The following is a 19,653-nucleotide window of genomic DNA, read 5'->3' as shown; positions in this document are numbered from 1 at the left end:
ACGCACCTGCGCGACCACCCAGGAAACCATTTGCAAATTGGTTCCCTTTGCGCTTGGCTGTCGGCAACGACCAGCGGCGCCGTGCGCAAGGATCGGTCCTCAGGACCGGCCGGCCGGCGCCTTAAGCATCAACAGGGGAACGGCGCATGGCCCGGAATCGGGACGGCGGATGCAGCCATTGGGAGACCAATGGCTGACTTGGTTTCACCCAGCTCGATCGACCCCAACCCCGCGCCGCGGGGCGTGTCGAACTCCAGCGTCGCGCTGGAGCGGCTGCGCGCCCTGCTGGACGCCGAGGGCGACCGCGCCGAATGGCAGCTGCCGACCGAGCGCGACCTGGCTGCCAAGATCGGGGTCGGCCGCCGCGCGGTGCGCCGGGCGCTGGAGGTGCTGGAGGCCGAGGGCAGCATCTGGCGCCATCAGGGCAAGGGCACCTTCGCCGGCCGTCGCCCCGCGGTGCAGCCGCATCTGATCGCGTCGCTGGCCGACCGCACCAGCCCGCTGGAGGTGATGGAGGCGCGGCTGCAGATCGAGCCGGCGCTCGCCCGGATGGCGGCAATGCGGTCCACCCCCGAAGCTGTCGCCGCGCTGCAGCGGATCGAGCGCAAGACCGCGGCCACGGCGGATGGCGACGGGCACGAGCTGTGGGACAGCGCCTTCCACCGCCACATCGCCGAGACCGCCGGCAACGGCCTCTTGCTGGCCCTGTTCGACTGCATCGACCGGATCCGCCAGTCGCCGTCCTGGCGCCGGCTGCGCGAGGCGGCGCGCAACCGCATCCGGCTGCGCGCCTACACCAGCCAGCATGCCGATATCGTGGCCGCGATCGCGCGGCATGACGGCGCCGGCGCCGAGGCGGCGATGCGGCGCCATCTGCTGGCACTGCATGCCAATCTCGAGGCGGCGATGAATGGCGAACCGGCGCCGCACGACGCGGCCCAAGGCCGCACCGCCACTCATGCCGAAGCGACAGCCGTGGAGGCGGGCGATGGCCTCTGACATCGGTATCGCCCCGACCCCGATGGCCGCCACCCCCGATGCGGCACCGGCCCGCGAGGTGGTCCTGGCGGTCGAGAATTTCGGTCTGAGCCTGTCCGGCGTCTCCAGCGGCCGCAACCTGGTCGACGGCGTCTCCCTCTCGGTCGCCCGCGGCGAGACCCTGTGCATCGTCGGCGAATCCGGCTGCGGCAAGAGCATCACCGCGCTGGGGCTGATGGGCCTGCTGCCGCCGGTGGCGCAGATCACCTCCGGCACCGCCATGTTCGAGGGGCGCGACCTGTTCCGCCTGACCGACCGGCAGCGCGCCGACATCCGCGGCAGCCGCATGGCGATGATCTTCCAGGAGCCGATGACCAGCCTGAACCCGGCCTTCACCATCGGCAACCAGATCGCCGAAGGCATCCGCCGCCACCGGGCGATGGGCAAGGCCGAGGCGCGCAGCCTGGCGCTGGAGATGCTGCGCCGGGTGCGCATCCCGGCGCCGGAGAAGCGGCTGGACGCCTATCCGCACCAGCTGTCGGGCGGCATGCGCCAGCGCGCCATGATCGCGATGTCGCTGGCCAACGACCCGCAGCTGCTGATCGCCGACGAGCCGACCACCGCCCTTGATGTCACCATCCAGGCGCAGATCCTGGCGCTGGTGCGGCGGCTGCAGGACGAGACCGGCACCGCCATGATCCTGATCACCCACGACCTGGGCGTGGTGGCGGAGGTCGCCGACCAGGTGGCGGTGATGTATGCCGGCCGCATCGTCGAATCCGGCCCGGTCGACGCCATCTTCGCGGACCCGCAGCACCCCTACACCATCGGGCTGATGGGGTCGGTGCCCTCGCTGGGCCGGCGCGCCGGGCGGCTGGCCACCATCCCCGGCACGGTGCCGCCGGCCGACCGCATGCCGGCGGGCTGCCGCTTCGCCCCGCGCTGCCCCTTCGCAGCACCACGCTGCACCGCCGAGGCGCCGCCCGCCCAGCTGGTCGGGCCCGACCACCGCGCCGCCTGCTGGTTCGCCCCGCTGGAACTGCACGCCGGAGGCCCGGCATGAGCGACGCCATCACGACCGACGCGCCCCTCCTGGAAGCAAAGGCCCTGGTCAAGCGCTTCGGCGGCGGCCACAGCCTGCTGGGCGGGTCGCCGCTGGTGCATGCGGTCGACGGCGTGTCGCTGGCGATCCGGCCGGGCGAGACCTTCGCCGTGGTCGGCGAATCCGGCTGCGGCAAGTCCACCCTGGGCCGGCTGCTGCTGCGGCTGATCGAGCCGACCGCGGGCGACGTGGTCTATCGCGGCCGCAGCCTGATGGCGCTGTCGGCGACGGAGATGCGGGGGCTGCGGCGCGAGCTGCAGATCATCTTCCAGGACCCCTACGCCTCGCTCAACCCGCGCATGACCGTCGGCGACATCATCGGCGAGCCGATCTGGCTGCACCGCCTGGCCGGCCGGGCCGAGCGGCGCGAGCGGGTGGCGGAGCTGCTGCGCATCGTCGGCCTGCTGCCGGACCATGCCGGGCGCTATCCCCATGAATTCTCCGGCGGCCAGCGCCAGCGCATCGGCATCGCCCGGGCGCTGGCCGGGAAGCCGGTGCTGATCGTCGGCGACGAGCCGGTGTCGGCGCTGGACGTCTCGATCCAGGCCCAGGTGATCAACCTGCTGGAGGAGCTGAAGGAGCGCTTCGGCCTGACCCTGGTGATCGTGGCCCACGACTTGGCCGTGATCCGCCACATGAGCGACCGGGTGGCGGTGATGTATCTCGGCGAGATCGTCGAGCAGGCGCCGGTCGACGCGCTGTTCGACGCGCCGCTGCACCCCTACACCCAGGCGCTGATGAAGGCGATCCCGGTGCCCAGCCCGGCCGGGCGCCAGGCCAAGACGCTGCTGCAGGGCGACGTGCCCAGCCCGACCGCGCCACCGCCCGGCTGCCGCTTCCACACCCGCTGCCCGCATGCCAGGCCGCTGTGCTCCGAGGCCCGGCCGCCGGTGGAGGAGGCCGCGCCCGGCCGCACCGTCGCCTGCCATTTCTGGCGCGAGATCCAGGATGCCGGGTCCGGCGCCCTGGTCGCGCCGCCGACGCCGCCCAACCTGGCGGCCCGGCTGTCGCTCTATCGCGCCCGGCAGAAGGATGCCGCGGCGGTCCACCCATAAGAAACCCGAAAGGAGGCTCACTTCATGCGCGCACGCACTCTCCTGGCCATCGCCGCCGGCATTCTGCTGAGCGGCACGGCCTACGGCCAGACCACGCTGCGGATCGGGCTGAACGAGGACCCCGACGTGCTCGACCCGCACCGGGCGCGGACCTTCGTCGGCCGCATCGTCTTCGCCTCGCTCTGCGACAAGCTGCTCGACATCAACCCCGAGCTGGGCTTCGTGCCCAAGCTGGCGACGGCGTGGTCGTGGAGCGACGACAACCTGACCCTGACCTTCACCCTGCGCGACGGCATCACCTTCCAGGATGGCGACCCGATCGACGCCACCGCGGTGAAGGCCAATCTCGACCGCGCCCGCACCCTGCCGGACAGCCTGCGCAAGAGCGAGCTGGCTTCGGTCGCCGATGTCGTCGCGGTCGACCCCAAGACGGTGGCGATCAAGCTGTCGCGGCCCGACGCCACCCTGCTGGCCCAGCTGTCCGACCGCGCCGGCATGATGCTGTCGCCCAAGGCCTTCGCCGCCGGGGATTTCGGGCAGAAGCCGGTGTGCTCCGGCCCCTACAGCTTCGTCGAGCGGGTGCAGAACGACCGCATCGTGCTGCAGAAATACGCCGGCTACTGGGACGCCGCGAACTACAAGATCGACAAGGTGGTGTTCCAGCCGATCCCGGACACCACGGTGCGGCTGGCCAACCTGCAGGCCGGCGACCTGGACATGCTGGAACGGCTGGCCCCGTCCGACGTGGCGGCGGTGAAGGCCGACCCGAACCTGGTGTTCGCGCCGGTGACCGGCATCGGCTACCAGGGCATCACCATCAACACCGGCAACGGCGACCGCGCCAAGAACCCGCTGGGCCAGGACAAGCGGGTGCGCCAGGCGCTGGAGCTGGCGGTCGACCGCAACGTCATCAATCAGGTGGTCGGCGCCGGCCTGTACGCCCCGGCGCAGCAGCCCTTCCCCGAGGCCAGCCCCTATCTCAGCGACAAGTTCCCGGTGCGGCAGCGCGACGTCGAGAAGGCCAAGCAGCTGCTGAAGGAGGCCGGGCACGAGCGGGTGTCGTTCGAGCTGACCTTCGGCACCGGCACCACGGCGCAGCAGATCGCCGAGCTGACCCAGGCGATGGCGTCCGAGGCCGGCTTCGACATCAAGCTGCGCGCCACCGAATTCGCGGCGATGATGAAGGAAGCGGCGTCGGGCAATTTCGAGGCCGAGCAGGTCGGCTGGTCCGGCCGGGTCGACCCAGACGGCAACATCCACGCCTTCGTCACCTGCAAGGGCAACCTGAACGACGGCAAGTACTGCAACCCCGAGGTCGACAAGCTCTTGGACGCCGCCCGCCAGTCGCCGGACCAGGCCAAGCGCAAGGAGCTGTACGACCAGGCCCAGGCCATCCTCGAGGACGAGCTGCCGATCATCTACACCTACTACCAGCCCTGGCCCTTCGTGCTGTCGACCAAGGTGAAGGGCTTCACCGCCTACCCCGACGGCATGATCCGCCTGAAGGGCATGAGCATCGAGGGCTGAGGATGCTCGCGACGGAGCAAGCTGCCGATCGGCTCAACCTATTGCCTCTCCCGCTTGCGGGAGAGGTCGGAGACGCGCGGCGGCTCCGAGTGAGGGCGTTTGTCGAGGCCGGGACCAGCCCTCACCCGGTCTCGCTGCGCAAGCCCGGCCTCTCCCGCATCCGGCGGGAGAGGCAACGCGAACGTACCTCCGGGATCCACCGCCCATGATCCGCATCATCCTCCGCCGGTTCATGGTGGCGCTGCCGACGCTGGTGCTGGTGTCGATGCTGGTCTTCACCCTGCAGAAGATGCTGCCGGGCGACCCGGTGCTGGCCATGGCGGGGGAGGAGCGCGACCCCGCGGTGCTGTCCTACCTGCGCGACAAGTACCGGCTCGACGACCCGCTGCCGCTGCAGTACTTCGCCTGGATCGGCCAGGTGGTGCAGGGCGATTTCGGCATCTCGCTGCGCACCGACGCGCCGGTGACCGAGCTGATCGCCCAGAAGCTGCCGGTGACCATCCAGCTGGCCGCCATGGCCATGGTCTTCGCCCTGGTGATCGGCATCCCCGCCGGCATCCTGGCGGCGGTGTACAAGGGCACGGCGGTCGACTACGGCGCCAATGTCTTCGCCCTGTCCGGCCTGTCGATCCCGAACTTCTGGCTCGGCATCATGCTGATCCTGCTGGTCTCGGTGGAGTGGAAGCTGCTGCCGGCCTCGGGCTACGTGTCGCCGTCGCAGGACCTCTGGCTCAGCCTGAAGACCATGCTGATGCCGGCCTTCGTGCTGGGCAACGCCCTGGCGGCCACGCTGATGCGGCACACCCGCTCGGCCATGCTCGGCGTGCTGCGCTCCGACTACATCCGCACCGCGCGGGCCAAAGGGCTGCTGAGCCCGGCGGTGGTGCTGAAGCACGCCTTCCGCAACGCGCTGGTGCCGATCGTCACCCTGGTGACGCTGCTGTTCGGCGAGCTGCTGGCCGGCGCTGTGCTGACCGAGCAGGTCTTCACCATCCCCGGCTTCGGCAAGCTGATCGTCGACGCCGTGTTCAACCGCGACTACGCGGTGGTGCAGGGCGTGGTGCTGTGCACCGCGATCGGCTTCATCGCCATGAACCTGCTGGCCGACATCCTGTACGTCCTGATCAACCCGCGGCTGAGGCACCCGTCATGACCGCGACCGCCCTGGCCCCGGAAGCGGCCGCGCCGAAGCGGCGCCACCGCGGCCTGGCCAAGTTCCTGCGCAACCGGGGCGCGGTGGTCGGCGCCGTGCTGGTGCTCGGCTTCGTCTTCCTCGCGGTCTTCGCCGCGGTGGTCAGCGGGCAGGACCCGCTGCAGACCAGCTTCCTGACCATCCGCAAGGCGCCGTCCGCCGCCCATTGGCTGGGCACCGACGACCTCGGCCGCGACATCTTCACCCGCCTGGCCTACGGCGCCCGCGCCTCGCTGTCGGCCGGGGTGATCTCGGTCGCCATCGCGATGGCGGTCGGCGTGCCCTTCGGCCTGATGGCCGGCTATTACGGCGGGCTGGTCGACGGCGCCATCTCGCGCGCCACCGAGGCGATGCTGGCGATCCCATTCCTGATCCTGGCGATCGCCCTGGCCGCCTTCCTCGGCCCCAGCCTGTCCAACGCGATGATCGCGATCGGCCTGTCGGCGATGCCGCTGTTCATCCGCCTGACCCGCGGCCAGGTGCTGAGCATCAAGACCGAGGACTATGTCGAGGGTGCGCGGTCGATCGGCCTGCCCGACCGCTGGATCATCATCCGCTACATCCTGCCCAATGTGCTGCCGCCCCTGATCGTGCAGGCCACCCTGACCATCGCCACCGCGATCATCGCCGAGGCCAGCCTGTCCTTCCTCGGCCTCGGGCAGCAGCCGCCGAGCCCGTCCTGGGGCTCGATGCTGAACACCGCCAAGAACTTCATGAGCCAGGCGCCCTGGATGTCGATCTTCCCGGGCGGCGCGATCTTCCTGGTCGTGCTGGGCTTCAACCTGCTGGGCGACGGATTGCGCGACGCCCTCGACCCCCGCGAAAGCTGAGAGACATCCCATGTTCACCACCCGCCCCGAACTGCTCGGCACCTTCGGCATGGTCACCTCGACCCACTGGCTCGGCAGCGCCGCCGGCATGGCCATGCTGGAGCGCGGCGGCAACGCCTTCGATTCCTGCGTCGCCACCGCCTTCGTGCTGCAGGTGGTCGAGCCGCATCTGGTCGGCCCAGGCGGCGACGTGCCGATCGTGTTCCACTCGGCCAAGACCGGGAAGACCGAGGTGCTGTGCGGCCAGGGCCCGGCCCCGGCCGGCGCCACCATCGCCCATTACAAGAGCGAGGGGCTGGACCTGATCCCCGGCAACGGCCTGCTGGCCACTGTCATCCCCGGCGCCTTCGGCGCCTGGATGGTGCTGCTGCGCGACCATGGCACCCTGACCGTGCGCGACGTGCTGGAGCCGGCGATCCACTACGCCGAGGGCGGCCACCCGATGCTGCCGCGGGTGGCCGACACCATCGCCGGGCTGAAGGATTTCTTCGAGACGGAATGGCCGACCTCGGCCGCGGTGTTCCTGCCCGGCGGCGTGGCGCCGCAGGCCAAGCGGCTGTTCCGCAACCCGGCTTTGGCCGAAACCTGGAAGCGGGTGCTGCGCGAGGCCGAGGCCGTCGGCGGCGACCGCGAGCGCCAGATCGAAGCGGCCCGCAACGCCTTCTACCGTGGCTTCGTGGCCGACGCGATCGACCGCTTCTCGCGCAACACCGAGGTGATGGACGAGAGCGGGCGGCGCCACCGCGGCGTCATCACCGGCGACGACATGGCGGGCTGGAGTCCGACCTACGACACGCCGCTGACCTACGACTATCACGGCCACACCGTGGCCAAGATCCGGCCCTGGGGCCAGGGGCCGGTGTTCCTGCAGACCCTTGCCCTCTTGAGGGACATCGACCTGGCCGCGATGGGCCCGGCCAGCGCCGATTTCGTCCACACCGTGACCGAGGCGATGAAGCTCGCCTTCGCCGACCGCGAGATCTATTACGGCGACCCGGATTTCGTCGACGTGCCGGTCGAGGCGCTGCTGTCCGACGCCTACAACGACGCCCGCCGCGGCCTGATCGGCGCCACCGCGTCGCGCGAGCTGCGGCCCGGCCGGGTGGCCGGTTATGAGGGCCAGGTCGACCGGGTGATGGCGGCGCTGGAGCGGCTGTCCAAGGTCAGCGGCGCCGGGGCCGCGAACAGCGAGCCGACCACGGCCGAGATGCTGTCGGCCCGGCGCGGCGACACCACCCACATCGATGCTGTCGACCGCTGGGGCAACATGGTCGCGGCGATGCCGTCGGGCGGCTGGCTGCAATCCTCGCCGGTGATCCCCGAGCTGGGCTTCATGCTGAACAGCCGCGCCCAGATGTTCTGGCTGGAGCCGGGGCTGCCGGCCAGCCTGGAGCCGGGCAAGCGGCCGCGCACCACCCTGACCCCTTCGCTGGCCCTGCGCGACGGCAAGCCCTACATGGCGTTCGGCTCGCCCGGCGGCGACCAGCAGGAGCAGTGGCAGCTGCAGCTGTTCCTGCGCCATGTCCATCACGGGCTGAACCTGCAGGAGGCGATCGAGCAGCCGACGTTCCACACGGCGCATTTCCCCAGCTCGTTCTTCCCACGGGAGCGCAAGCCCGGGCACCTGCTGGCCGAGGAGAACTTCGGCGCCGAGGTGCTGGCGGATCTGCGCCGCCGCGGCCACGCGCTGGAGACGGCGCCGGAATGGACGGTCGGCCGCCTGGTCGCCGCCGCCCGCGACCCCGACGGCCTGCTGCACGCCGCCGCCACGCCGCGGCTGATGCAGGCCTACGCCGCGGGGCGCTGAGGGACCGGGCCGACGGCTGGTGCGGATCGCCACCAGCCGTCTTCCGTCCGTCCCTGGTTCAGCCTAGTTTCGATACGGCGATCTCCAGCTCGAGGACCGAAATGAGCCTGTCCGGCATTTTTGCTCAAGTCGTCGCGCTGATCGGCGCCGTGGCGATCCGTTTGCGGCACCGGCACGACGGCCCGCAGAAGCCGGCCTTCGGCAGCGCGCCGGCGATCCCGACGGCGAAGCCCCAGGGCAGCATTCCGACGCTGAAGATGCCGACCGCCAAAGGCTGGGCTGCGGGGCACACCCCGGTCGCCGCGCCGGGGCTCCAGGTCAACGCCTTCGCCGCCGGCCTGGTGCATCCGCGCTGGATCCATGCCCTGCCGAATGGCGACGTTCTGGTGGCCGAGGCGCTGAGCACGCCGGGGGGCATCAAGTCCGTCTTCGACTACGCCATGCACAGCACGATGAAGCGTGCTGCCGCGGTGGGGGTCAGCCCGAACCGCATCACGCTGCTGCGCGATGCCGATGGCGACGGCGTCGCCGAAACCCGCGAGGTGTATCTCGACAAGCTGAACCAGCCCTTCGGCATGGCCCAGCTCGGCGACACGCTCTATGTCGGCAACACCGATGGCGTGGTGGCCTTCCCGTACACGGCCGGGGCCACCCGGATCACGGCCGCGGGACGGAAGCTGAACGAGCTGAAGCCCGGCGGGCACTGGACGCGCAGCCTGCTGCCGAGCCCCGACGGGCGGAAGCTCTATATCGGTGTCGGCTCGCTCAGCAATATCGGAGACCACGGGCTGGCGGCGGAAGAAGGCCGGGCCGCCATCCACGAGCTGGATCTCGAGACCGGCAAGACCCGCATCTTCGCCGGCGGCCTGCGCAATCCGGTCGGCATGGCGTGGGAGCCGACGACGGGGGCGCTCTGGACGGTGGTCAACGAGCGCGACGGGCTGGGTGACGAGACGCCCCCCGACTATCTGACATCGGTGCGCGACGGCGGCTTCTACGGCTGGCCCTTCTGCTATTGGGACAGGATCGTGGACGACCGGGTGCCGCAGGACCCGGCGCTGGTCGCCTCGGCCATCACCCCGGACTTCGCCCTGGGCGGGCACACGGCGTCGCTGGGCCTGTGCTGGCTTCCGGCCGGCACCCTGCCGGGCTTCCCCGAGGGCATGGCGATCGGCCAGCACGGCTCCTGGAACCGCAGCACGCTGGCCGGCTACAAGGTGGTCTTCGTGCCGTTCGTGAACGGACGCCCCGCCGGGCCGGTGCGCGACATCCTGACCGGCTTCCTGTCGCCCGACGAGCGCGCCTCCTACGGCCGGCCGGTGGGCGTGAGCATCGGCCCGGACGGCTCGGTGCTGGTGGCGGACGACGTGGGCGACGTGATCTGGCGGGTCACGGGGGCGCCGGGGCCCGGCTGAGCCCCCAGCGGCGAACCCTGGCCGACGCCGCGGGACGGCGGACGGCCGGGACGCCCTACGGCCATCGCACCCGGAGTCCCACCGCGGCGGATTTCGCGCTGTGGCGGCTTCATGCCCGGGCGACAGCATGCGTGCGGCGCAGCCCCCCAATTGCGGACGGTGACGCTGTCGGCGCTCCACATGGCGAGCGGATCCCGGGATTGCGGAATTTTACCTAACGGGCTATGTCGGACTTCTGATAAATCATTTCTATTTTCAGGCCTCGTGCGAACGGGCCGCATTTCACGGCTCGGCCGGTTCCCAGGATCGGCGGCGCCCGACGCAGGAGGCCGAACCGTGACCCAGACCCTCAACGGCACCGCCGGCAACGACACCCTCACCGGCACCAATCCGGGCGACGCGGCCAACCCCGACGGCATCGACATCATCAATGGCGGCGCCGGCAACGACACGCTCAGCGGCCTCGGCGGCAACGACATCATCTGGGGCGGCGCGGGCGCCGACGCCATGAACGGCGGCGCCGGCATCGACACGCTGACCTACGCCAACGCCACCTCGGGCGTCGCGGTGGCCCTGAACGCCGCCGCCGGAGGGGGCGAGGCCCAGGGCGACACCATGAGCGGCTTCGAGAACCTGATCGGCAGCGCCTTCGACGACCAGCTGGCCGGCGACAGCGGCCACAACGTGATCAGCGGCGGCGCCGGCAACGACTACATCCAGCTCAGCGGCGGCGGCGACATCCTGGACGGCGGCGCCGGCAGCGCCGACATCTTCGACGGCCGCGTCTGGGGCGCCGCCCTCACCGTCAACCTGGCCGCCGGGACCGTGATCGGGACCGGGACCGGGGGGGCCACCCTCTCCGGCATCGAGTGGGTCTTCGGCTCGGGCCTCAACGACAACCTGACCGCCAACCAGACCGTCAACAGCATCCTGGCCGGGGGCAACGGCAACGACACGCTCAACGGCCTCGACGGCAACGACTCGCTCTACGGCGACAATTTCGCCGGCATCGGCGGCACCGGCACCGACACGCTGAACGGCGGGGCCGGCAACGACGTTCTCGAAGGCGGCGTGCTCGGCGACGCGCTGAACGGCGGCAGCGGCATCGACACCATCGCCTATGGCGGCTCCACCGTCGCGGTGACCATCAACCTGGCCACCTCGACCGCGTCCGGCGGCGAGGCCACGGGCGACACCTTCACCAGCATCGAAAACGTCGTCGGCTCCGGCCAGGCCGACATCCTGACCGGCGACGCCGGGGCCAACAACCTCAATGGCGGCGGCGGCAACGACCTGCTCGACGGTGGTGCCGGGGCCGACGTGCTGAACGGCAGCTTCAGCGTCGACACCGTGACCTATGCCGCGTCCACCGCGGCGGTGAACATCAACCTGCTGACCAACGTCAACACCGGCGGCTTCGCCCAGGGCGATTCGCTGATCTCGATCGAGAACGTCATCGGTTCGGCCTTCAACGATGTGCTGGGGGGCGGCGCCGGGGCCAATGTGCTGACCGGCGGCAACGGCGACGACGTGTTCCAGGGCGGCGCCGGCGCCGACACGCTGGATGGCGGCGCCGGCATCGACAGGGCGAGCTACAGCTTCTCCTCCGCCGCGGTGACGGTCAACCTGACCACCGGCACCGGCTCCGGCGGCGATGCCGAGGGCGACATCCTGACCGGCATCGAGAACCTGACCGGCTCGACCCAGAACGACACGCTGACCGGCGATGCCGGGGTGAATGTGCTGGCCGGCGGCGACGGCAACGACACGCTCCAGGGCCGCGGCGGCGCCGATACGCTTGACGGCGGCAACGGCAGCGACACCGCCTCCTACGCCGCCTCGGCGGCCGCGGTCGTGGTCACGGTCAACGGCGCCGCCTCGGGCGGCGATGCCGCGGGCGACACCCTGATCGCCATCGAGAACCTGACCGGCTCGGCCCTCAATGACACGCTGACCGGCAATGCCGGTGCCAACACCCTGGCCGGGGGCAACGGCAACGACACGCTCCAGGGCCTCGGCGGCGCCGACTCGCTGCAGGGCGGTGCCGGCACCGACACCGCCTCCTACGCCGCCTCGGCCGCAGGCGTCAGTCTCAGCCTCACGACCGGCACCACGTCGGGCGGCGACGCTGCGGGCGACAGCTTCAGCAGCATCGAGAACGTCATCGGCTCGGCCTTCGCCGACGCGATCAACGGTGAGGCCGGGGCGAATGTCCTGAATGGCGGCGCCGGGGACGACCTGCTGGCAGGCCGCGGCGGCGCCGACACCCTGATAGGCGGAACCGGCACCGACACCGCCTCCTATTCCGCATCCGCCGCAGGCGTCAATCTCAGCCTCTCGTCCAACACCGCGACGGGCGGCGACGCCGAGGGCGACAGCTTCAACAGCATCGAGAACATCCTCGGCTCGGCCCACGCCGACAACATCAATGGCAGTGCCGGGGTGAACGTCCTGGATGGCGGTGACGGCGACGACCAGCTGGCGGGCCGCGGCGGCGCGGACGTCCTGCGCGGCGGGGCCGGCAGCGACACGGCCTATTACATCGCGACCGGCAGCGTCACGATCAACCTCGCCACCAACACCGCCGCGGGGGGCGATGCCGCCGGCGACACCTTCGACAGCATCGAGAATCTCTCGGGCTCGAACCAGGCCGACAGCCTGACCGGCAATGCCGGGGCCAACATCCTCGACGGCGTCGACGGGAACGACCTGCTCAACGGCGGCGCCGGGGCCGACACGCTGATTGGCGGCAACGGCATCGACACGGTGACCTATGCCACCTCCGCCGCGGGCATCACGGTCAGCCTCTCGACCAACACCGCGACGGGCGGCGACGCCCAGGGCGACAGCTTCAGCGGCATCGAGAACATCACCGGCTCGGCCTTCGCCGACCAGATCAACGGCAGCGCCGGGGTGAATGTCCTGATCGGCGGCGCCGGGGACGACGTGCTGTCGGGACGCGGCGGCGCCGACGACCTGCAAGGCGGGACCGGCAGCGACACGCTCGACTATGTCGCGTCCGCCGCGGGCGTCACGGTCAACCTCGCGACCAGCACCGCCGCGGGGGGCGATGCGACCGGCGACACCTTCAGCAGCATTGAGAACGTCTCCGGCTCGAACCTCGCCGACACCCTGACCGGCGATGCCGGGGCCAACGCCCTCTCCGGCGCCGGCGGCGACGATGTGCTCAATGGCGGCGCCGGGGCCGACGCGCTGAATGGCGGCGCGGGCACCGACACGGCGACCTACGCCGCCGCGGCCGCGGGCGTCACCGTCAACCTGTTGACCGGCACCGGCGCGGGCGGCGATGCCCAGGGCGACACGCTGGCGGCCATCGAGAACCTCATCGGCTCGGCCCTCAACGACACTCTGACCGGCAGCGCCGCGGCCAATGTGCTGAACGGCGGCAACGGCAACGACGTGCTCCAGGGCGGCGCCGGGGCCGACACGCTGACCGGCGGCGCCGGCACCGACACGGCGAGCTACGCCGCCTCGGCGACCGTGGTCGTGGTCACGGTCAACGGCGCCGCCTCGTTTGGCGACGCCGCGGGCGACATCCTGTCCGGCATCGAGAACCTGACCGGCTCGGCCCTCGCCGACTCGCTGACCGGCGATGCCGGGGCCAATGTGCTCGACGGCGGCGACGGCGACGACACGCTCATCGGCCTCGGCGGCGCCGACACGCTGCAGGGCGGCAACGGCAGCGACATCGTCTCCTACCTCGACTCGGCGGCCGCGGTCGTGGTCACGGTCAACGGCACCGGCACGGGCGGCGATGCCCAGGGCGACACGCTGGCCGGCATCGAGAGGCTCATCGGCTCGGCCTTCGCCGACACGCTGACCGGGGATGCCGGGGCCAACGTCCTGTCCGGGTCCGACGGCAATGACACGCTCCAGGGCCGCGGCGGCGCCGACACGCTGCAGGGCGGCAACGGCACCGACACCGCCTCCTATGCCGCATCAGCCGCGGCCGTCACTCTCAGCCTCTCGACCAACATCGCGACCGGCGGCGACGCCGCGGGCGACAGCTTCAGCAGCATCGAGAACGTCATCGGCTCGGCCTTCGCCGACGCGATCGACGGCAACGCCGGGGCGAATGTCCTGGATGGCGGCGCCGGTGACGACGTGCTGGCGGGCCGCGCCGGTGCGGACACCCTGATCGGCGGGGCCGGCAGCGACACGGCCGACTACACCGCCTCCGCCGCGGGCGTCGGGGTCAACCTTGCCAACACCGCCGTGAGCGGCGGCGATGCGGCAGGCGACAGCTTCGACAGCATCGAGAATCTCTCCGGCTCGAACTTCGCCGACGTCCTGACCGGCACTGCCGGGACCAACGCCCTCTCCGGCGCCGGCGGGGACGACGCGCTCGTCGGCGGCGCCGGGGCGGACGCGCTGGATGGCGGCACGGGCATCGACACGGCCTACTACGTCGCCTCGGCCGCGGGCGTCACGGTCAGCCTGCTGACCGGGACCGGCACGGGTGGCGACGCCCAGGGCGACACGCTGACGGCGATCGAGAACGTCATCGGCTCGGACCTCAACGACACGCTGATCGGCAGCGCCGCGGCCAATGCGCTGACCGGCCGAGCCGGCGACGACGTGCTCCAGGGTGGCGCCGGGGCCGACACGCTGACCGGTGGCGCCGGCACCGACACGGCCAGCTACGCCGGGTCCAGCGCCGCGGTCGTGGTCACGGTCAACGGCGCCGCCTCGGGCGGCGACGCCGCGGGCGACACCATGACCGGCATCGAGAACCTGACCGGATCGGCCCTGAACGACACGCTGACCGGCGACGCCGGGGTGAATGTCCTGGCCGGGGGCGACGGCAACGACACGCTCCAGGGCGGCGCCGGGGCCGACGTGCTGCAGGGTGGCAACGGCAGCGACACCGCCTCCTACGCCGCCTCTGCGGCCGCGGTCGTGGTCAACCTGCTGACCGGGACCGGCGCGGGCGGCGACGCCCAGGGCGACACCCTGACCGGCATCGAGACCCTGGTCGGCTCGGCCTTCGCCGACACGCTGAGCGGCAGCGCCGCGACCAACTTCCTGACCGGCGGCGACGGCAACGACACGCTCCAGGGCCTCGGCGGCGCCGACGTGCTGCAGGGCGGCAACGGCACCGACACCGCCTCCTATGCCGCCTCGGCCGCCGCGGTCGTGGTCAACCTGCTGAACGGGACCGGCACGGGCGGCGACGCCCAGGGCGACGTGCTGACGGCCATCGAGAACCTCATCGGCTCGGCCTTCGCCGACACGCTGAGCGGCAGCGCCGCGACCAACATCCTGGCCGGCGGCGACGGCAACGACACCCTCCAGGGCCTCGGCGGCGCCGACACGCTGCAGGGCGGCAACGGCAGCGACACCGCCTCCTATGCCGCCTCGGCCGCCGCGGTCTCGCTCAGCCTCACGACCGGCACCACCTCGGGCGGCGATGCCGCGGGCGACAGCTTCAGCAGCATCGAGAACGTCATCGGCTCAGCCTTCGCCGACACGATCAGCGGCGATGCAGGGGCGAATGCCCTGGACGGCGGCGCCGGCGACGACACGCTCTCGGGCCGTGCCGGCGCGGACTCCCTGCAGGGCGGAGCCGGCGTCGATACGGCCAACTATGTCGCTTCCGCCGCAGGCGTCACGGTCAACCTCGCAACCGGCACCGGCGCGGGCGGCGATGCCCAGGGCGACACGCTGGCCGGCATCGAGAACCTCACCGGCTCGAACCTCGCCGACGTCCTGACCGGCAATGCCGGGGCCAACACCCTCGACGGCGGCAACGGCGACGACGTGCTCCAGGGCGGCGCCGGGGCCGACGCGCTGATCGGCGGCGCTGGCAGCGACACCGCCTCCTACGCCGCCTCGGCCGCCGCGGTCGTGGTCACGGTCAACGGCGCCGGCTCGGGCGGCGACGCCGCGGGCGACACCCTGACCGGCATCGAGAACCTGATCGGCTCAGCCTTCGCCGACACGCTGACCGGCGACGCCGGGGTCAATGTCCTGGACGGCGGCGACGGCAACGACACGCTCCAGGGCCGCGGCGGCGCCGATGTGCTGCAGGGCGGCAACGGCAGCGACACCGCCTCCTATGCCGCCTCGGCCGCCGCGGTCGTGGTCACGGTCAACGGCGCCGCCTCGGGCGGCGATGCCGCGGGCGACATCCTGTCCGGGATCGAGAACCTGACCGGCTCGGCCCTCGCCGACACCCTAACCGGCGACGGCGGGGCCAATGTCCTGGCCGGGGGCGACGGCGACGACACGCTCCAGGGTGGCGGCGGTGCCGACACGCTGCAGGGCGGCAACGGCACCGACACCGCCTCCTATGCCGCCTCCGCCGCGGGCGTCAGTCTCAGCCTCTCGTCCAACACCGCGACCGGCGGCGATGCCCAGGGCGACAGCTTCAGCAGCATCGAGAACATCATCGGCTCGGCCTTCGCCGACACGATCAATGGCGAGGCCGGGGCGAATGTCCTGGATGGCGGCGCCGGCGACGACGTGCTGGCGGGCCGCGGCGGCGCGGACACCCTGATCGGCGGGCTCGGCAGCGACACGGCCGACTACATCGCGTCCGCGGCCGTCACGGTCAACCTCGCCACCAACACCGCCACGGGGGGCGATGCCCAGGGCGACACCTTCAACAGCATCGAGAATCTCTCCGGCTCGAACTTTGCCGACACCCTGACCGGCGACGCCGGGGCCAACATCCTCGCCGGCGCCGACGGCAACGACGTGCTCCGCGGCGGGGGCGGGGCCGACAGCCTCATCGGCGGCAACGGTACGGACACCGCCGACTACACGGGCTCGGCAAATGCGGTCACGGTCAACCTGCTGACCGGGACCGGCACGGGCGGTGACGCCGCGGGCGACACGCTGCAGAGCATCGAGAACCTGATCGGCTCCGCCCTCGCCGACACGCTGACCGGCAGCGCCGCGGCCAATGTGCTGAACGGCGGAGACGGCGACGACGTGCTCAACGGCGGGGCCGGGGCCGACAGCCTCATCGGCGGCAACGGCACGGACACCGCCGACTACACGGGCTCAGCGGCGGCGGTGTCGGTCAACCTGCTGACCGGGACCGGTTCCGGCGGCGACGCCGCGGGCGACACGCTTGCGACCATCGAGATCGTGATCGGCTCGGGCTTCGCCGACACGCTGACCGGCGACGCCGGGGCCAACACCCTCACCGGCGCGGACGGCGACGACGTGCTCAACGGCGGGGCCGGGGCTGACGCGCTGCAGGGCGGCAATGGCGTCGACACGGTGACCTATGCCCAATCCACGGCCGGGGTGGTGGTCACGGTCAACGGCGCCGCCTCGGGCGGCGATGCCGCGGGCGACATCCTGTCCGGCTTCGAGAACCTGACCGGCTCGACCTTCGCCGACACGCTGACGGGCGACGCCGGGGCGAACGTGCTGGCCGGGGGCGACGGCGACGACACGCTCCAGGGCGGCGGCGGCGCCGACACGCTGGACGGCGGCATCGGCGTCGACATTGCCGACTACGCCGGGTCGTCTGCCGGGATCGTCATCGACCTCATCGCGGGAACCGGCACCGGCGGAGACGCCCAGGGCGACACGCTGATCGGCATCGAAGACATCGTCGGGTCGAGCTTCGCCGACCGGCTGTACGGCGACGGCGGCGTCAATGCGCTGAGTGGCGGCGGCGGCGACGACCAGCTTCGCGGCGGCGCGGGCGCCGACACCCTCGACGGCGGGGACGGGTCGGACATCGCCAACTACCAGGGCTCGACGGCCGCGGTCTCGGTCGACCTGCTGGCCCACACCGCCACGGGCGGCGACGCCCAGGGCGATGTGCTGACCAGCATCGAGAACCTTTACGGATCCAGCAACGACGACCAGCTGACCGGCGACAATGGCGCCAACGTCCTCGGCGGCGAGAACGGCAACGACACCCTGGTCGGGAATGGCGGCGACGATGCCATGAACGGCGAGAACGGCAACGACATCCTCGATGGCGGCGACGGCGCCGACCGCCTCGTCGGCGGCGACGGCATCGACACCATCCATGGCGGCACCGGCAACGACTCGATCGATGCCGGAGCCGACAACGACATCGTCTTCGGCGATGCCGGTGATGACAGCCTCTATGGCGGCGCCGGCGACGACCAGATCGACGGCGGCGACGGCAACGACACGCTCGAGGGCGCGGCCGGGGCGGATGGCCTGACCGGCGGCGACGGCCTCGACACCGCCAGCTACGCCGGTTCGACGGTCGGGGTGACGGTCGACCTGGCCGCGAACACCGGCACGGGCGGCGATGCCCAGGGTGACACCTTCGCCGGGATCGAGAACCTGACCGGCTCGGCCCAGGCAGATCATCTGACCGGCGACGAGACTGCCAACATCCTGTCGGGCAGAGCCGGCGACGATGTGCTGACGGGAGGCATCGGCGCCGACCTGCTGCTGGGCGGGGCCGGCAACGACATCTTCGTCTACACCGGCACCGCCGACAGCACGGTGGCGTCGGCGGGTAAGGATGTGATCCTCGACTTCTCGACCGGCGACCATATCGACCTGTCGGCGATCGACGCGGACGGCAACAGCGGCAACGGCGACACCGCCTTCAGCTTCGGCACCGGGGCCTTCACCGGCCAGGCCGGGGAATTGCGGATCGTGACGGCCGGGGCGGTCCAGGTGGTCTATGCCGACACCAATGGCGATCGCACCGCCGATCTCGCCATCAACGTCCACGCCGACCAAGCCCTCACCGCGGCGGATTTCGTGCTGTAGCCCAGGCGGGCTCGGGCGCGTCTACGCCCGAGCCCTTCCCAGGTGCCGGTGGCCCGCTTTCGGGGCGGATAGATCACCAGGAGCGTCTGTCCGGATCGGCCCAGCTGGTGCGCCCGGCCATCCGGAAACGCGCCTGGGCAACGCCTCCACCGGAGGCGAACACAACTTTGGTAGCCTTAACTCGCGATTATGTTCATGATATGTTCCATGGATAACGCGCCGATCGACGCCGCCCCTGCCGAGACCCCGCCGGTCGACCCCGACCGGGAGTGGACGGTGTGGGCGCTGGGCACGCTGCGCGAGCTGGTCGACATCGACATGCGCACCGCCGCCGGCTCGAGGGCCAGCACATCGTGGCCGGGAACCGGTTCGAGCCGCCGGTGATCGACTTCGCGCTGTCGCAGGCCCGCATCGCCCGCGCCGTGCGCCTGACCATCGCCATGACCGAGCGCATCCGCGAGGCCTACCGGACCCGCAAGGACGCGGCGGAAAAAGCCGCCGCCGAGGTGCAGGAGCGCCGGCAGCGGCGGCGGGCCCAGGTCGTCCGCGCCGTGGCCGAGGCGCTTCAAGCCGGGAAGCCGGCCCGGGCCGGTGCCAAGGCCGACGCCGCACCGCGCGAGAGCCTGACCGAGACCGAGGTGCCGGATGTCGAGCTCGACACCCTGCCGATCGATGAGATCGTGCGGCGCATCTGCCGCCGCCTCGGCCGCGAGCCGGGCCGGCTGCCGCAAGGCTGGGACGACGTCATCGCCGAGGACGAGGTGGCGGAGTCGCCGGACGACGCGCTGACCGACCCGCCCCCCGAAGCGCCCGAACCATCCGCCGGCCGGGACGGCACCGGCCGACCGACCCGGAAGCCGCCGGACAGCAGTTGAGGGGGCGGGCATTCTGTTCGCGTTACCTCACCCGCACCCTCCCTCGTCATCAACTCAGTTGATGTTCTTGTCTGAGTTTTGCGTTGGCGATGATGACGAGCTTGCGCATGAGGGCAGTGAGGGCGACGAG

11 protein-coding genes are annotated in these 19,653 nt (G+C 71.5%); all 11 read left to right on the top strand.

The features are described from left to right. Window positions 1-189: 189 nt before the first annotated feature. The 11 genes from E9232_RS29470 (at window position 190) to E9232_RS29415 (ending at window position 19,523) form a co-directional block, all read left to right on the top strand. Window positions 190-999, top strand: a complete 810-nt coding sequence (locus tag E9232_RS29470; RefSeq protein WP_309800328.1) for a FadR/GntR family transcriptional regulator — start codon at window positions 190-192, stop codon at window positions 997-999. Then, window positions 989-2,041 carry an ABC transporter ATP-binding protein gene (locus tag E9232_RS29465; protein ID WP_309800326.1) on the top strand — a complete coding sequence of 351 codons (1,053 nt, stop codon included), beginning with the start codon at window positions 989-991 and terminating at the stop codon, window positions 2,039-2,041. Before E9232_RS29470 ends, E9232_RS29465 begins: the two co-directional genes overlap by 11 nt. Further along, window positions 2,038-3,135, top strand: coding sequence for an ABC transporter ATP-binding protein (locus tag E9232_RS29460; protein WP_309800324.1), 1,098 nt, complete (start codon window positions 2,038-2,040; stop codon window positions 3,133-3,135). Before E9232_RS29465 ends, E9232_RS29460 begins: the two co-directional genes overlap by 4 nt. 24 nt (window positions 3,136-3,159) lie before the next feature. Beyond that, window positions 3,160-4,662: an ABC transporter substrate-binding protein gene (locus E9232_RS29455; protein ID WP_309800322.1), complete on the top strand. Its 1,503-nt coding sequence runs from the start codon at window positions 3,160-3,162 to the stop codon at window positions 4,660-4,662. Between the two features lie 205 nt (window positions 4,663-4,867). After that, window positions 4,868-5,815 (top strand): ABC transporter permease, encoded by a 948-nt coding sequence (locus E9232_RS29450; RefSeq protein WP_309800320.1) that lies wholly within the window; start codon window positions 4,868-4,870, stop codon window positions 5,813-5,815. Continuing rightward, entirely contained in the window at window positions 5,812-6,684 is an 873-nt protein-coding gene (locus tag E9232_RS29445) for an ABC transporter permease (protein ID WP_309800318.1), read from the top strand. Before E9232_RS29450 ends, E9232_RS29445 begins: the two co-directional genes overlap by 4 nt. Before the next feature lie 10 nt (window positions 6,685-6,694). Beyond that, the gene (locus tag E9232_RS29440; RefSeq protein WP_309800316.1) at window positions 6,695-8,491 is read left to right on the top strand and encodes a gamma-glutamyltransferase family protein; all 1,797 of its coding nucleotides are present in this window, start codon (window positions 6,695-6,697) and stop codon (window positions 8,489-8,491) included. 101 nt (window positions 8,492-8,592) lie between these two features. Next, window positions 8,593-9,906, top strand: a complete 1,314-nt coding sequence (locus E9232_RS29435; protein ID WP_309800314.1) for a PQQ-dependent sugar dehydrogenase — start codon at window positions 8,593-8,595, stop codon at window positions 9,904-9,906. A gap of 336 nt (window positions 9,907-10,242) precedes the next feature. Continuing rightward, window positions 10,243-18,648 (top strand): hypothetical protein, encoded by an 8,406-nt coding sequence (locus E9232_RS35870; protein WP_374710666.1) that lies wholly within the window; start codon window positions 10,243-10,245, stop codon window positions 18,646-18,648. Between the two features lie 207 nt (window positions 18,649-18,855). Further along, on the top strand, window positions 18,856-19,032 hold the full coding sequence (locus E9232_RS29420; protein ID WP_309800313.1) for a hypothetical protein: 177 nt from the start codon (window positions 18,856-18,858) through the stop codon (window positions 19,030-19,032). Then, the gene (locus E9232_RS29415) at window positions 19,029-19,523 is read left to right on the top strand and encodes a hypothetical protein (protein WP_309800311.1); all 495 of its coding nucleotides are present in this window, start codon (window positions 19,029-19,031) and stop codon (window positions 19,521-19,523) included. Before E9232_RS29420 ends, E9232_RS29415 begins: the two co-directional genes overlap by 4 nt. The last annotated feature ends 130 nt before the right edge of the window (window positions 19,524-19,653 follow it).

Origin of the sequence: Inquilinus ginsengisoli (assembly GCF_031453975.1) — a bacterium.
Taxonomy (GTDB): domain Bacteria; phylum Pseudomonadota; class Alphaproteobacteria; order DSM-16000; family Inquilinaceae; genus Inquilinus; species Inquilinus ginsengisoli_A.
The sequence above is the reverse complement of the archived record's forward strand: the minus strand, read 5'-3'. Positions and strand labels throughout refer to the sequence as shown.